15 protein-coding genes are annotated in these 15,452 nt (G+C 41.9%); 4 read left to right on the top strand and 11 right to left on the bottom strand.

Annotated features, from left to right (window positions below; genetic code table 11):
* Positions 1-16 precede the first annotated feature (16 nt).
* The 10 genes from ACYPWY_RS07155 to ACYPWY_RS07110 form a co-directional block, all read right to left on the bottom strand.
* The gene (locus ACYPWY_RS07155; RefSeq protein WP_459684753.1) at positions 17-814 is read right to left on the bottom strand and encodes a patatin-like phospholipase family protein; all 798 of its coding nucleotides are present in this window, start codon (positions 812-814) and stop codon (positions 17-19) included.
* A gap of 102 nt (positions 815-916) precedes the next feature.
* On the bottom strand, positions 917-1,501 hold the full coding sequence (locus tag ACYPWY_RS07150; protein ID WP_459684752.1) for a DUF4468 domain-containing protein: 585 nt from the start codon (positions 1,499-1,501) through the stop codon (positions 917-919).
* Complete coding sequence (locus tag ACYPWY_RS07145) at positions 1,498-2,103, bottom strand: DUF4468 domain-containing protein (RefSeq protein ID WP_459684751.1); 606 nt, start codon at positions 2,101-2,103, stop codon at positions 1,498-1,500. The genes ACYPWY_RS07150 and ACYPWY_RS07145 overlap by 4 nt, the downstream gene beginning before the upstream one ends.
* Before the next feature lie 18 nt (positions 2,104-2,121).
* Positions 2,122-3,273, bottom strand: a complete 1,152-nt coding sequence (locus tag ACYPWY_RS07140) for a 1-acyl-sn-glycerol-3-phosphate acyltransferase (protein WP_459684750.1) — start codon at positions 3,271-3,273, stop codon at positions 2,122-2,124.
* A 3-nt stretch (positions 3,274-3,276) separates the two neighbouring features.
* The gene (locus tag ACYPWY_RS07135) at positions 3,277-4,257 is read right to left on the bottom strand and encodes a D-alanine--D-alanine ligase (RefSeq protein WP_459684749.1); all 981 of its coding nucleotides are present in this window, start codon (positions 4,255-4,257) and stop codon (positions 3,277-3,279) included.
* A 2-nt stretch (positions 4,258-4,259) separates the two neighbouring features.
* Complete coding sequence (locus ACYPWY_RS07130; RefSeq protein WP_459684748.1) at positions 4,260-5,324, bottom strand: RluA family pseudouridine synthase; 1,065 nt, start codon at positions 5,322-5,324, stop codon at positions 4,260-4,262.
* Positions 5,317-5,928, bottom strand: a complete 612-nt coding sequence (locus tag ACYPWY_RS07125; protein ID WP_459684747.1) for a PASTA domain-containing protein — start codon at positions 5,926-5,928, stop codon at positions 5,317-5,319. Before ACYPWY_RS07125 ends, ACYPWY_RS07130 begins: the two co-directional genes overlap by 8 nt.
* A 69-nt stretch (positions 5,929-5,997) precedes the next feature.
* On the bottom strand, positions 5,998-6,486 hold the full coding sequence (locus tag ACYPWY_RS07120; RefSeq protein ID WP_459684746.1) for an Lrp/AsnC family transcriptional regulator: 489 nt from the start codon (positions 6,484-6,486) through the stop codon (positions 5,998-6,000).
* Between the two features lie 148 nt (positions 6,487-6,634).
* Positions 6,635-7,618, bottom strand: a complete 984-nt coding sequence (locus tag ACYPWY_RS07115; protein WP_459684745.1) for an FKBP-type peptidyl-prolyl cis-trans isomerase — start codon at positions 7,616-7,618, stop codon at positions 6,635-6,637.
* Positions 7,619-7,643: 25 nt separating this feature from the next.
* Complete coding sequence (locus ACYPWY_RS07110) at positions 7,644-8,228, bottom strand: FKBP-type peptidyl-prolyl cis-trans isomerase (protein ID WP_459684744.1); 585 nt, start codon at positions 8,226-8,228, stop codon at positions 7,644-7,646.
* Between the two features lie 137 nt (positions 8,229-8,365).
* On the opposite strand from ACYPWY_RS07110, the gene ACYPWY_RS07105 reads away from it, so the two are divergent.
* A complete protein-coding gene (locus ACYPWY_RS07105; RefSeq protein WP_459684743.1) occupies positions 8,366-9,067 on the top strand; it encodes an SIR2 family NAD-dependent protein deacylase in 702 nt (233 codons plus the stop codon).
* Between the two features lie 507 nt (positions 9,068-9,574).
* Here ACYPWY_RS07105 and ACYPWY_RS07100 read toward each other — a convergent pair.
* On the bottom strand, positions 9,575-10,606 hold the full coding sequence (locus tag ACYPWY_RS07100) for an HU domain-containing protein (protein WP_459684742.1): 1,032 nt from the start codon (positions 10,604-10,606) through the stop codon (positions 9,575-9,577).
* Between the two features lie 200 nt (positions 10,607-10,806).
* Between ACYPWY_RS07100 and ACYPWY_RS07095 the strand changes: the two genes are divergently transcribed.
* From ACYPWY_RS07095 to ACYPWY_RS07085, 3 genes are read left to right on the top strand one after another with little or no spacing between them, the layout of a single operon-like run.
* Entirely contained in the window at positions 10,807-11,637 is an 831-nt protein-coding gene (locus ACYPWY_RS07095; protein ID WP_459684741.1) for a polysaccharide biosynthesis/export family protein, read from the top strand.
* Positions 11,638-11,658: 21 nt separating this feature from the next.
* The gene (locus ACYPWY_RS07090; RefSeq protein WP_459684740.1) at positions 11,659-13,968 is read left to right on the top strand and encodes a GumC family protein; all 2,310 of its coding nucleotides are present in this window, start codon (positions 11,659-11,661) and stop codon (positions 13,966-13,968) included.
* Positions 13,919-15,451, top strand: coding sequence for an oligosaccharide flippase family protein (locus tag ACYPWY_RS07085; RefSeq protein WP_459684739.1), 1,533 nt, complete (start codon positions 13,919-13,921; stop codon positions 15,449-15,451). The genes ACYPWY_RS07090 and ACYPWY_RS07085 overlap by 50 nt, the downstream gene beginning before the upstream one ends.
* Position 15,452 lies beyond the last annotated feature (1 nt).

The raw sequence follows: 15,452 nt of genomic DNA, 5'->3' as shown, positions 1-15,452 counted from the left end.
GATAATAACAATTAAATTATTGCGTTTTTCTGACAACGCCTTCTAATATGTTTATATTCTGATTCAGTTTCCTTTTGGCCGTTTTATAACCTATTTCGTATATTTCTTCCATGTGTTCGATGCTAAACATCGCATACTTGGAGAGTTTGGTCGATTCAATCAAAACATCGCACAAGGTTCTTTCGGCCATGGTATTTGCACCCGTCATATAGTGAAACGACCTTTCGGCGACGAACCACAACGAGTTCCGGTATTTTTGCAAAGTTAAGGGACTGACATTCACGCCCACCACTTTGTCGCATTGCTTTCTGATAGCCGATACCGGAAAATTATTAAAAAGACCGCCGTCAACGTAATGCGTTCCATTTATCTCGGTTGGCGTAAATACAATCGGATAGGAGCAGGAGGCCACAATAACCGGAATAAGAGGTCCCTTATCAAACGTAACCGGAATGCCGTGTTCAATATCCGTGGCAACCACCCTCAAGGGTATTTTCAGTTCTTCAAAAGTTCTGGCTCTCAGATGCTCCTCCAGAAAAGAATGAAAGCGAGCCAACTTAAACAATCCGCCTTTTGGAATCGAAAATTCCGCAAAATTCTTGAAGTTTTTCCGTTGGAAGAACGACAAAATCTCCTGTGGCGAATGGCCATCGGCATACAAAACACCGGCAAACGCTCCGGCGCTTGTTCCCGAAATTATATCCGGTCTTAAGCCCTTCTCCTCCAGCGCCTGCATAACGCCCAGATGAGCAAATCCTTTCGCTCCGCCTCCGCTTAAAGCCAGGCCCAAGGGGTATTTTTGTTTTATCTCCATACGTTGTTTGTTCTATCCGGTTAAACGAGCATCCTAAAATATCGTTTGATTGTTAGGAGATACGGGTCAAGCACGGGATGACAGATTTTTGAGACAGCCCCGTCAATTGTTCAATGCCTTTTCTAAACTGAGGCTTAGCTCATTGAGAAAAAACAAGGTACTTTTCCGTGTATTTTGCCGTATTTCGTTATTTGCATCTGCAACCGACAAGGCCGAATCGCTTATCATATCCTCGGCCTTTACCTTGTCGGGCAAGGTATTTTTATTCACTTTCGGATTGTTCAGGTAGCTAATGTTCGATACTTCCACCACGCAAAGGCCATTCATAAGAAAGGCGTTAAACGTGTATTTCATTATCACCTTCCGGCTTATCCCCTCCGAATTTTCGGGAAGCAGCAGTTCGATACGCGATACGGCATGAGCGCTGTATTTTTTCCTGCTGAAATCTATACTGGAATTGAACGGATCGCCCGAATAGTTTTGTCTGAACCAGCGTTTCAAGTCCAAGTAACTCTTATCCCGTGGAATATCGCCCACCTGAATTTCCTTCAGAAAGGCCACCTTTCCATCAAATGTGTAAACATCGGTGAAAATCTCATCCGTTTTTACGATTTGCGCAAAAGCCATCACTGGAAAGAAAAACAAAAAAACAAAAGCACAGTGTTTCATAAATTTTGATTTTTTCATTCTATAGCTCCTTTTACTTCCTTAATTATTTCTCTCTTTCCATTCAGATAGACATCAACGGAAGTAAATATACTGTTGATTGAATCAATGGTATGCACCCTGTATTTGGCGTTACGGGTAAAACCGTCTCCTTTTTTATTCAGGGCATATTTATCTGTAATCATCTCTTCGGCAGGAACGTATTCATTATTCTTCGAGCCAAAAATTTTATACGTTATATTCTTGACGGTTACATCGCACTTGTTGTCGGCGACCTTAAAGAACAGCTGATACAGCATATTTGTTTCGTCTATAACGGCAAATGTTCTTTTAAAGATGAGCAGTTTATCGCCCAGGCAAACTATATCGTTCGTTACCGAATCGGATAAGGCCACTTTGTTTCTTCGCGTATTATCCTGGCCTGTGTAGTTTTCCTTAGCCCATTTTTCCATTATCCCGAACAACCTTTTTGCCGAAACAGGCTTGTTGGTGGTTATCGTTTTCGAGAACGCCACTCTCCCGTCCACTTCGTGAACAGCTCCTTTTAAATAGCTGGAAAGGTCCTGCGAATAACAGCCGAACGAGAGCGACAGCAACAGTGTAAAAACAAAAAATCGGTACATATATTTTCAATTATGCGTTTATAATTCGCCCTTTAAAGTCAGGTGATTTTTCAAGGTATTTGAATACATAATCAACATGCACTCCCTCAAATAATCAAAATCTTTATCAGGAATCGTTATTTTATCAATCTGTTTGCGCAGATACGCTTCAAAAGCCGCCTTTTCCTCATCCGAATATCTGGCTCTAAAGCGCTCTTCCCTAGATAGCAAATCGTATGCGATATAGTTGCACGGGTACATCTTATAATTCAAGTGTATTTCATCGTCGATGCATTTTGCTGCGGCGCTTATCTGCAATTTTCGTTCAACATCTCTCAACTTTTCCAACTCCCCATTGATTTGCCGGCCAAATCTGAAATGAACATTTCCCTTGAATCCGAGCAAGCCGGTCTCCATATTCACCAGGTCGTCCCGCTGTGTTTTCTTATACTCGGGATTGTCCCGTTTCAACTGAAACTCACGGGCTTTCAGGTAATCGCATGGGTCGTATTCGTAGGATATGGACAGGGGGACAATATCCAATTCTTGCAGTTTATCAATAAAGTTTCCGCTTTCGGGGAATAAAGTCAGCATCTTCAACAAGCTTTCCTGCGTTTTATCGTTCGAGTCTTTCGCCCGTCCTTCGCGCTGCGCCAGCCACACCGATTCTTTTTTCTGCAATATGGCATAATGAATGTATTCCGACAAATGCCTGGAGACTTCGAGCATTTGGCGAACCGAAACACCACGCTGCACAATAAAGCTTTTGTTGAGGCGAACGAGCTTTTTTATCCAGGGGAAAACCAGCAGATTATCGCCGATGGCTATTTCTGTGGTGTTCATTCTTTCCTCGCAAAGGGTAATATTCAGTATGCCTGCATCGAGGACTATATCCCTGTGATTGGAAATGTAAAGGTATTGTTTCGTCCTGTCGATATTTTCCCAGCCGGTAGTATTGACCGAGGTGGAGGTTTTGCGGGCTATTCCCCAGATGAAGGGGGATATAATTCCGACCTGAAAATCGTATTTTGTTTTATATTTGCGCATTTCCCGCGCAAAATCCTCTTGATTAATGTTCGGCAATACATATTTGATTGCATGCATAAAACCCGGTTCGGCCAGAAGTTCTTCTATGGTTTCAGTTACTTCGTAGTCGTACAAAGGAGCAATATCATCAAATTTAGAGTCCATATTTTAAAGCATTTTTACCAATTCGTTGTCAATAATTTCACTAAACACTTCCGTTATATCCAGTCCGGCAGACTTAATCTGCTGCGGGATAAAACTGGTGGGCGTCATCCCCGGCGTTGTGTTAACTTCCAGCAAAAACGGAACATCGTTTTGTATAATATAGTCGGCGCGAATAATTCCTTTGGCGCCAATCAAATCATATATCCTGCTGGTTTGCGCCTGTATCAGAGCCGTTTGCTCATCACCAATCCGTGCCGGAGTTATTTCTTCTACCTGCCCGTTGTATTTGGCATCGTAATCGAAAAAGTCGTTCGATGTAACCACCTCTGTCAAGGGGAGAGCGATTGTTCTTCCGCCAATTTTATAACATCCGCTGGTTACTTCCCTGCCTTGTATAAAGCTTTCCACAATTACTTCCCTCGCTTCCTCAAAAGCCGCATCAATGGCGGGCTGCAACTGTTCCAAGGCTTTTACTTTTGTTGTTGCAAAACTCGAACCGCCAAGATTTGGTTTTACGAACATCGGGAATTTCAACGCCTCAGCTATTTCTTCGGGTGTATATACATCCTCCTTTTTAAGAAGCCGCGATTCAGCCGTTTTTATGCCAAAGTTCCGCAGGTATTTGTTACAGATATATTTGTTCATTGTGAGCGCCGAGGCCATCAATCCACACGACGAATAGGGTATCCCCAGCATATCGAAGTAGCCTTGCAGGCGGCCATCCTCGCCGGGTGAGCCATGAATGGTGATGTATGCCAGATCGAGGTTTATTTTCTCCTTGTCCGCCACAAAACTAAAATCATTTTTATCGACATTGTAGGTTTCGCCGTCCATGTCCACCGTCCACGACTGCTTGTCGATTTTTACTTTATATACATTGTATTTCGTTTTGTCAAGGAACGAAAAAATCCCTTTCATGCTTTTCTCCGACACTACAATTTCGGAAGTGTAACCTCCCCAAACAATTGCAATATTCTTTTTCATAATCAGCTCTCTCTGGTTGATATATATTTTCGCCATTTTTCTATTAACTGCGCCATATCTTCCGGAACAGGCGCTTCAAACATCATTTCTTCTCCTGTTCGGGGATGTACAAATCCCAATGTTCGAGCATGTAAAGCCTGCCGTGGGCAAATAGTAAAACAATTTTGCACAAACTGCTTGTATTTGGCAAAGGTTGTCCCCTTCAGTATTTCGTTGCCTCCGTACCTTTCGTCGTTGAAAAGGATATGGCCGATATGCTTCATGTGCACCCTTATCTGGTGTGTTCGTCCTGTTTCGAGCCGGCATTCCACCAGTGTAACATAGCCCAAACGCTCTATCACTTTATAGTTTGTAACAGCAGGCTTACCAAATTCCCCGTCCTCGAAGACGGTCATGTGCAACCTGTTTTTCAGGCTCCTGCCTATATTGCCTTCAATGCGGCCTTCGTCGGCTTCCACCAGTCCCCAAACGAGCGCCAGATACTGCCGTTTTGTTGTTTTATGAAAAAACTGCGATGCCAGATGCGTTTTAGCATAGGCGTTTTTTGCCACAACAAGCAAGCCCGAGGTATTTTTATCAATCCGGTGAACCAATCCCAGCCGGGGGTCTTTGGCGTCATACTCAGGAGAGTCTTTCAGCCTGAAAGCAATGGCATTGACCATCGTTCCGGTATAATTACCGTGCCCCGGATGAACAACAAGCCCTGCCGGTTTATTGATTACCATCAAATCGTCGTCTTCATAAACTACATCCAGCGGAATATCTTCGGGTATTATTTCAAGTTCCCTCCGGGGGCGATCCATCACTATGGAAATAAGGTCCAGCGGCTTCACTCTGTAATTCGATTTCACCGCCACATCATTAACCAATATACACCCGGCCTCTGCCGCATCTTGTATTCTGTTTCGCGATATGCCTTCGATGCGGGTCGTAAGAAATTTGTCTATTCTCAGGAGCCCTTGTCCTTTGTCGGCAACAAAGCGATAATGTTCGTATTTTTCGGGTTGATCTGCCGGGAGGTCAACAACCTCCGCCAAATCGTCTATATCATCCAATGAATCAATCATTCAAAACAGTTTCATCCGGCAGTTCTACAATTATCGAATCGGATTCCGTAAAGCCATTGCTTCCATCCCCAACTTTCATGCGGAGAACCGACCCCTTGGGTATTTTTTGCCCGGCATACACCGATATGCCCCTATATTCAACCGACTGAACCAATCCTCTATATTCGGAGGGGACTTCTTCTATTTTGACATTGGCAAAACCAAGTGCATTCAACAGCGCTTCGGCTTGTCGTTGCGAATAATCGGTGAGATCGGGAATAGCGACCAATTGCTCGGCTTTTGCCTGAACAATCAAATAAATAGTCCTCCCCTCTTTCACCTTGGAATTTTCTTTCGGCACCTGCTCGAGTATGGAACCCGGAACACCTCTCTTTTCAAAAACCGAATCTACCACCTCGCACGAAAGGCCTGAGCTTTGCAAAATAATTTGCGCCTCTCCAATCTGCAAACCTTTGAGCGGCGGCACATTTATGCTCTGATTATGTCTTGTATAGATATTAAGCCAAAAAAGAATACCGATAATAATTACCACAGCAACAAGCGCCATCAGGAGCAAGTTCTTGACATAAATATTACCGATAATTGTCTTAAAATTAATTTTCATCTCTCTTTGTAAATAGTGTGGCCCACAAAAGTAGCAAAAAAAACAACGTGATTTTTGAAAATAGTACGTTTAACTTAGTAAAGTATCCATTGCCTGTTCGCCCTTTGTTATGGGTATCTGCCTTTTAACGCCCTGGCTCAGCGAAATCATTGTTTCGGTAGCCACAACACCCTGTATTTCCTGAATTTTGTTGTTGAGCAAATCCATCAGGTGTTCATTGTCGCGTGCATACAATTTCACCAGAATGGTATAAGGCCCTGTTGTAAAATGAGATTCTACTATTTCGGGTATTTTATCCAACTCGGGAATCACGGTTTTGTACATTGAGCCTTTTTCGAGCTTAACCCCGATGTAAGTACATGTATTATAGCCTAATACCTTTGGATTGATGATATAGCCCGAACCGATGATTATCTTCATCTCAATCATGCGCTGCACTCGCTGATGAATAGCAGCCCTCGATACGCCGCATTCCAAGGCAACATCTTTGAACGGAATCCGTGCATTCTGGGAAATTATCTCCAGAATTTTCTTATCCAATTTATCTATCTTTTCCATATATCTTACGTTTTTATTTTTTTATCATCAAAAATAAAACTTATTTTTCATTTTTGCCTTGCCTTTTTGAAAAAAAATCACCTTTTACTTACAAAAAGAAAGGAGAGGCTGCGGTTAACCTCTCCTTATCATAAAAATCTTAAACGATTTATTTTTCGATGCTCAACAACTCTACTTCAAAAATCAAGGTAGAGTAAGGCTTGATAGCGCCCTGTGATTGTGAACCGTAACCGAGTTCGGCAGGAACATAAACCAACCATTTCGAGCCTACGGGCATCAATTGCAAAGCTTCTGTCCAGCCCGGGATAACCTGATTTACGCCAAATACGGCAGGTTCGCCTCTTTCAACGCTACTGTCGAAAACAGTTCCGTCTATTAAAGTACCTGTGTAGTGTACTTTCACCTGGCTTCCGGCTGTTGGTTTTTCACCTGTTCCTTCTGTTATCACTTTGTATTGAAGTCCGTCGGGAAGTGTAACCACACCTTCTTTTGCTTTATTTTCTTCCATGAATTTTTTTCCGGCTTCGATGTCAGCGCCATATTGTTCTTTTACTTTTGCTTCTTCTATTGCGTGCATTTTTGATTCAAAAATAGCCGAATAGTTTTCAAACAAAGGTTTTTCATTCTTCAAGATAGTTACAATACCCGAAAGTAAGGCTTTCTTGTTGATTTTTTCCTTCGAGTCTTCGCCAAACACGTGAGTAGAAAGGCCATCTGCCATTTGTTGCAATTGAGTTCCAACCTGAATACCCTTCATGTATGCTGCATCTTTTTCACTTGCCGAAAGCGCTTTGTTCAGCCCTTTTATAAAGTCATCCAGATTTCTGGCATTCGCTTTTTTCAGGGAGTCGATTTTTGCAGGAAGCGCTTTTAGCAAGGTGGCTTTCGTCAAAGAATCGGTTTCTATTTCTATTTTGTATTCATACCCCATACGGAACGAAGCTGTATCGGTAACAACACCCAACTGAACGATGTATTGTCCTAGTCCTTTTTCGGCTACGTCCAAGCCGTATGCGTAAGCCAAAGTATCGGTATCCGTACTTAAAGACGGTTTAGTAGAAACACTACCACCATCGCAAGATACGACCAAAGCTGCTATTGCAGCAACTGCAAGAATCTGTCTTTTTTTCATTTTTTTGATTTTTTATTTTACTTGTTTATATAATTTCCAATAGTTCTACTTCAAATATAAGCGCCGAATTAGGCTCTATTTGCTGGCCTGCGCCCGATGAGCCATAAGCCAGATCGGAGGGAATAAAGAGTTTCCATTTCGATCCTACCGGCATCAGCTGCAAAGCTTCCACCCAGCCTTTTATCACTTGCGTAACGCCAAAGTTTGCAGGAGAGCCACGTTGCACACTGCTGTCGAATACCGTTCCGTCAATCAGCGTACCGGTGTAATGCACTGTTACCTGATCGGTGGCTGCGGGTACTTTTCCTTCGCCTTTCTTTATTATTTGATATTGCAGTCCGCTCGGCAAGCTTACCACACCGGCGTTGTTTTTGTTGGCCGCCAAAAATTCCTGTCCGGCTTTCAGGTTAATGATTAACCGTTCTTCCTGCAATTCGGTGAAATAATCGTTGATAACCGCTTTCGCCTCATCGTAGGTCATCGACAATCCGGCGCCTTTCAGCACATCCTCAACCCCTTTCGAGAAATCTTTCAAATCTACTTTTTTTATACCCGAAGTAATGAAATTGTTTCCAATACTTAAGCCTAAGGCATAACTTATTTTGTCCATCTTTTGCTGTTCTAATTATACTTTACAAAAATCTTGCGCAAAAGTAACATATTTAGCATTAAGATTGCGCTTTTTTTAAAATTAAAATGGATACATTTGTATTACAGTTTGTTAAATCTTACAAAAAACCGGTAAATATGAAAAAGCATATAGTTGTACTAACCGGCGCCGGCATGAGCGCCGAAAGCGGTATTGCCACATTTCGCGATTCGGGCGGACTATGGGACCGATACAAGGTGGAGGATGTGGCCACACCCGAAGGATTCGGGCGAAACCCGCAACTTGTTCTCGAATTTTACAACAAAAGACGAAAAGAAACGCTGAACGTTCGGCCCAACGAAGGCCACAAGGGATTGGCGGAATTGGAAGAGGCGTTCGAGGTCTCCATCATCACCCAAAACATCGACAACCTGCACGAAAGAGCAGGCAGCAGCCAGGTGCTGCATCTTCATGGCGAGCTGATGAAGGTTCAATCCACGGTGGACCCGCAGTTGGTATATACCCTAACGCCCGATAATATAGAAATCAAGCTCGGCGACACCTGCGCAAAAGGCTCACAGTTGCGCCCATTCATCGTGTGGTTTGGCGAAGCGGTACCCATGATGGACAAAGCCGTGAACATCACCCGGAAAGCCGATATTTTTGTAGTTATAGGCACATCGCTCAATGTGTATCCGGCAGCAGGGCTCGTCAATTATGTGCCGGAAGGCGTTCCGGTCTATCTGATTGACCCGAAGGAAGTAAAAACCTACAGGCAAGGGGTGCATTTCATCCAAAAAGGAGCATCGGAGGGCGTAAAAGAGTTACAGGAAATCCTTAAATTGCAGTTGGAATTTTAAATCCTGATAGCGTGCCGTTAGGTACGCCATTTTACATTTCGTACCTGCGGCACGAAAAAAAGATGACAACAACATTTCTACCAACATATTGTGCCTAACGGCACAAAAACCAGCAGTGTAGCGGTTTTCTACCAACATTATGTTCCTAACGGAACAGGAGAAACATGATTTAGGGATTGACGGTCAATTTTCCCTGCCAAGCCACGCAAGGGGCGATATCTATTTTTACGACAATTGTCCGCAGGACATCCATATCAATAGAAAAATAGCATTCCGATTCGCCATTTTCCCCGTAGGGGATACACGGAAACGGTGAATGTCCTACGGACAATATTAGGGAGGATTAGACTGTTTTCTATTGATATGTAAGCCCTACGGACTAGATTTCGAAGGTTAAACACAGGGTTTACTAGTGAGCCATAAAAATTGGGAATTGGCTATTATTTAACAAAAAAGGCACAGATTAAAAAAAAATCCATGCCAATTATATTTTTAGCTATAAAACCCTCAAGACTTCATCTTAGTAGATTTTGCAAATAACCAGGCATCTTGATAAGCGGGGTGTTTAGCGCGAAAACGGGTCAGAAACGTATCGGCTTCGGTTTTGTCTTTAAACATGGCAACATATACCCTGTATCTTTCGGGCGATTCAACGAGGGCGGCATTTTTAAATCCTTTGGCCTTAAAATTTGACAACAGATTTTTCGCCCTGTTTTTGTTCACATCTCCACCAACAATTACATAGTAATATTTTACGTTTGTGAAGACCGGTTTGGGTGATTCTTTCGCCGGTTTCAGTTCTTCGGCTGCAACTACAACCCGAACTTGCTCTTCCACAACCGGCGTGAGTCCGCGTTCCGCAATAGTTCCTGCGTATTCGTCCAGAATGGCATCCCGTTCGGTTGAAACGGGCGACTTGTATTCTATACTTTTCGCCACACGTTCCACATTGTTCATATTCACATAAAAACCCGAATGCTGTATGGCTTGAAACAGATTCTCGTTAATAGATGGAAACATCGCCCATAAAGCAACCGCTGCCGCAGTAGAAGCCACGCCCACAACCACGCGGCGTATTCTTAATGCAGCCCCCGACGAGCCATTAGCCGACGACAGTATATCGCTCAACGGCTTAAGCTCCACAGCAGAATAGCCCCAAACGCCCGGATGATTAAAGTCATTTTGAGACGAGGATTCGTATATAATGTGTCCATCGTCTAGTTTTAAAGCTCCCAGTCGACCAAAAGATACGGCTTGCCGGGTTGTCAGTTCCGATTTTATTTGCTTCACATCCGCATCAATCCGCGCCAAAGCGGTATCGTACGAAATAGCGTGCTTTTGCATATACGATTCGGCCAACAGTCCATCGTTGTACTTCAGTTCGGCATTAAAACCGACACTCAAAACCGGAGGCATAATAAATCCCGATTCATGCACATAAGCATGTTCTCTGTTCAGCACAAAACCACCTATATTGGGAATGATGACGTATTCGTGCTGTAACAGTAAAAATTCGATATGCGATATAAGCTCTTTCATGCAGCAAATATAGACAGAAAATTTACAACTCAAGTATAGTAATGGCAGAATTTTATTAACAAGACCCTGTTGAAAACTTAAAATAAAAATTACCTTTGTGGGATTTTTTTAATCAACACAATATTTCGGTTATAAAACCGTTTAATTTTGCAAATACAGGTACATTTTATTGTACCTACCCATTTTAATAAACAAGGCAAATGAGAAATATTTTACTTCTGACATTCTTTACATACTTATTTTCGGCTTGTGGTTCCTATAAAGAAATCTCCTATTTCCAAGACCTGAACGCGGTGCAAGGGCAACTAACCAACGAAGAGTCCAAGTATTCGCTAACGATTCGTCCCGATGACGAGCTATTGATAATTGTATCGGCCCTCGACCCTGTATCGGCAGCGCCGTTTAATCTGCCTCTCGTATCGTCGCCGACTTTGAGCAACAGGTCGCTTGATGGAGGCCAGTCGGCCACATCGGCCAAACAAGCTACATCTGCAACCACGGCTCAAAGCCTCCAAAGCTATTTGGTAGATTCGGATGGAGAAATCCATTTTCCGGGCATCGGCAAGATAAAAGTATCGGGGATGACGAAAGATGAACTGGTAACCGAACTGGAAAAACGATTAAGCGACTATATCGTCAGTCCGATTGTCAACATACAGATTGTCAATTTTAAGGTTTCTGTTTTAGGCGAAGTTACCGCTCCCGGCTCCTATACTTTCAGCAAACAACGGGTATCCATTCTCGAAGCCCTGGCTTCGGCAAAAGATATGACGCTGCAAGGGCGCCGCGATAATGTGATGATAATCCGCGATATTAACGGAAAGAAAGAATATATCAGGATGGATCTTAGCAAATCCGAAACATTGCAATCGCCCGATTATTACCTGCAACAAAACGACATTGTATATGTAGTTCCGAACAGGGAAAAACAGAATGACGCTTATTTCGGCGCTCAGAAGCAATATAACACCTCCATAATTATATCTGCCATCAGTACTGTTATCAGTATTATCGCAATAATCACCAGATAAGATTTACGTTATTTTTCGATCATGAGTAAAAAAACAACCAAAGAATCAACCGAATTTATAGACATTGCAGGAACGGCCTTATACTACCTGAAATATTGGAAATGGTTTGTAATTTCTGTTATTGTGTGTGCAGCCGTAACATTTATATACCTCAAATCGCAACCATCGGTATATTTAACCAGGTCCAATATACTTATAAAAACCGAAGATTCGCGCACGTCGGCATTGAGTTCAAATGCGGTTAAGAGTTTGGGATTCGGCGGATTAAGCGCCTCCGAAAGTATTGATGATGAAATAGAGATAATTTCGTCTCATACGCTAATCAAACAAATGGTGTATGAATTGGGGCTTTATAAGATGTATGAACTCCAAAAGTTTCCGTTCGACCGACCGCTATACAATAATTCGCCGGTTGTTCTCAATCTACCTAAATCGTACATCGACACACTTTCGGCAAGTTTGACTTTCAACTTGGACGTAAACAAAAATAAAATTGAAATAAAAGCGAAATACGGCAAGGAAAAATTAGGGAATTTTGAATCTACCGGTTTTCCGGCAACAATCAAAACCGATGCCGGAACGTTCACTTTCAAAGAGAATGCTCAGACAATAAGACATAAAGACTCCTACGAAATCGAAATAACAGTCTTTGGTTTAGACTACGCAACAGAGGTATATATGGAAAAAGTTTCGATTGGCGCAGTCAGCAAAAAGGCAAATGTGATTGCCCTCAGCGTAGGCGACTACGAAACGCAACGAGGTAAGGACATATTAAACAGACTCGTAAAGCTATACAACGAAGATGCGTTAGACGACAAAAACAAAATGGCGCTGAACACCGCAAACTTCATCAGAGACAGGGTTGATACCATATCGGTGGAATTAGGCTATATCGAAAGCAACATCGAAAATTATAAAAAGCAAAACAATGTAATAGACATTGCGGGCGAAACAAGCGCTTCTTTAAGCAAAATGGTAAGCCTTAAAGAAAGAGGCCTGGAATTTGAAATCCAGCTTAGTTTGCTGAAAATGATAGAAGAATATATAAACAACCCCGACAACAAATATTCGTTGATACCTTCGTCGGGCATGGCGGGAAATATGGCAAACGTTACATTGGCATACAATAATCTCATTATCGAAAGAGCGCGCTTGTTGAAGAATGCACACGAAACCAATCCTGCAATCGTATCGTTAGATAATCAGTTAGACCTGCTTCGCGGCAATGTCAAAACAAGTATAAACAATGTTCGCAAAGAAATTAGTTTGGCTAAACAAGATTGGGCGGTTGTTGAAGGCGCCCTGCAATCTAAATTGAATGAAGTTCCAAGACAAGAGCGTCAGTTCCTCGACATCAAACGCCAGCAGCAAATCAAATCCGAAATCTATTTATTCTTGTTGCAAAAGTTACAGGAAGCCGAATTAACCCTGGCATCCAATACGCCAAAAGCAAAAGTAGTAGATGCCGCCTACACGTTGACAGACCCGATTGCGCCACGAAGATTAATTACGCTATTTCTCGGCATCCTGCTCGGAGGAATAATTCCGGTTGTTGTAATCTGGTTGAAAGATATGTTTAAATCGAATCTGTCGGATATTGGCGAACTCGAAAAATATACCTCAATACCTGTACTCGGCGAAATTTGCAGCGATAAATCGGGCAACAAAGTGGTGGTTAACGAAACATCCAATACCTCAACTGCCGAATTGTTCCGGTTAATCAGAACCAATCTTCAGTTTGTACTGACGGGTAAGAATGAGAAAGTTATTCTTATCACCTCCAGTATCAGTGGCGAAGGGAAATCGTTCTTCTCGCTCAATTTGGCAGCTTCACTGTCTTTGATAAAGGGTAAAAAAGTAGTCATTGTCGGCTTGGACATCCGAAACCCCCGGCTGACGGAATACTTATCCGTTAAAGCCACTAAGGGTATCACCTCCTATCTGGCGTCGGACAGCTACAATCCCGAGGATATAATTATGAGTATCAACAATATTCAGCCTGATTTATACTTTGTTCCTTCGGGACCAATACCGCCTAATCCGTCTGAATTGTTATTAAATGATCGCCTGAACAGATTCTTCGAGTACCTGAGAAACAAGTTCGATTATATACTTGTCGATACGGCGCCTGTCGGCATGGTTTCGGACACATTCTCCCTGGCGCGAATTTCGGATGCGACCATCTATTTATTTAAAGCCGATTACACGAATAAGTCTTATTTAAAATTGGCCAACAACATAGTCAGCGACAGCAAACTTAAAAAGATGTATCTGGTTATGAATGGCACTAAAACCAAGACCGGATACGGATATGGATATGGAGGAAAATAATGTCAAAAAAAAACTTTTTGCGTTTAATTCATTTACCGGAATACTACAATTTGCCCTGACCGCTGTACTTATAGCCGTTTGTATCCCTGTATTTATCAGCAATTTGGGAGAGGAGTTGTATGGTATATTTTGTGTAGTGTCGGTTGTTGGGAATCTGGCCATATTCGCCAACTTATCTTTGGACGCCTCTTTGATAAAATTTTTGGCCGAACAGGGGAAATGCAAGGAATCGGACTATGATATTGTTACCATGCTCATACTTATGGTACTAATACTTGTTCCGGTCTCCGTTTTGCTATATATCTTGCGAAACGTTATCCTCATATACCTGGAAGTACCGGTACAGTATATGGAAGAATCATCATTACTACTGACGTATCTGATATTGGCAAATAGTTTGCTTCTTACCGGAAAAATCTTTTCATCCATTTTAGATTCCATCCAAAAAATATACCTTACCAACTTTGCCATGTTCATATACAGCGTCATCTATTGGGCAGGGATAATTGGGGTAACACTCAATGGAGGCGGGCTAAAAGAAATAGGCCTCATCATACTTTTTGCCGCTTTTGTGTGGTTTATTCTAGTAACAGTACTCGCATTTAAGAACTGGGGGAAAATAGAGACGACCGGCATTGGTAAACAATTTAAACAATTAGCCAAAAAGCAACTGACATATAGTTCTAAAATATATTCAGGCGCATTGCTGGGTTTTTTATACGAACCATTAACCAAGGTACTGATAACAAAGTTCTTCGGCTTCACGTACGTTGGAATATATGAGAATGCCTTAAAAATTAAAACTCAGTTATTCGGCGTATTTATAAAAATATTACAACCGCTATATCCCACCATTGCGAACCTATCCGACCTGAAACAAATTAAAGAGATAATTACAAAACTGGGTATCTATGTTTCGTATATAGCTATCCCGGTTGCAACGCTGATTTGCTTTTGTTCAAAAGATATAATCACATTATGGTTAAGCGGAAAACTAAGCGCCGATAATATTTCACTTACAGCTACATCCGTCATATTTATAGCAGGAGCCTGTGTTTTATTCAGTATTCCGATTATGCCAATCTATTTCTTTTTGCGAGCAAAAAATCATCCTGATAAAGAAATTTACATTCAACTGGTAAATGTTGTAGTAAACCTGGCTGTTGTATTTGCATTCTACGAAAAGCTGGGATTTTATTCCATTCTATTAGGCAATACCCTCTCCTATTTCTTTTCTTTTCTGTTGTGTCTCTATTATCAAAAAAAATATTTGAATATTATCCCTTTCGGGCAAAAGCAAGAACTGTTAAAATACCTGTTCTCCTTTGTTGTTATTGCGGGGGTAACAACATTGTTCTCACCCATTCTTCAGGATATAAGTTTCTTAAACGTTTTTATGAAAATCGCATTTGTTTGTGCCGTTACATTCCCTGTATTTTTCTTTTTGAAGATATTCAATAAAAAAGACTTTAGATTCAATTAAG

The sequence above is a fragment of the Viscerimonas tarda genome (genome assembly GCF_054601255.1).
The sequence above is the reverse complement of the archived record's forward strand: the minus strand, read 5'-3'. Positions and strand labels throughout refer to the sequence as shown.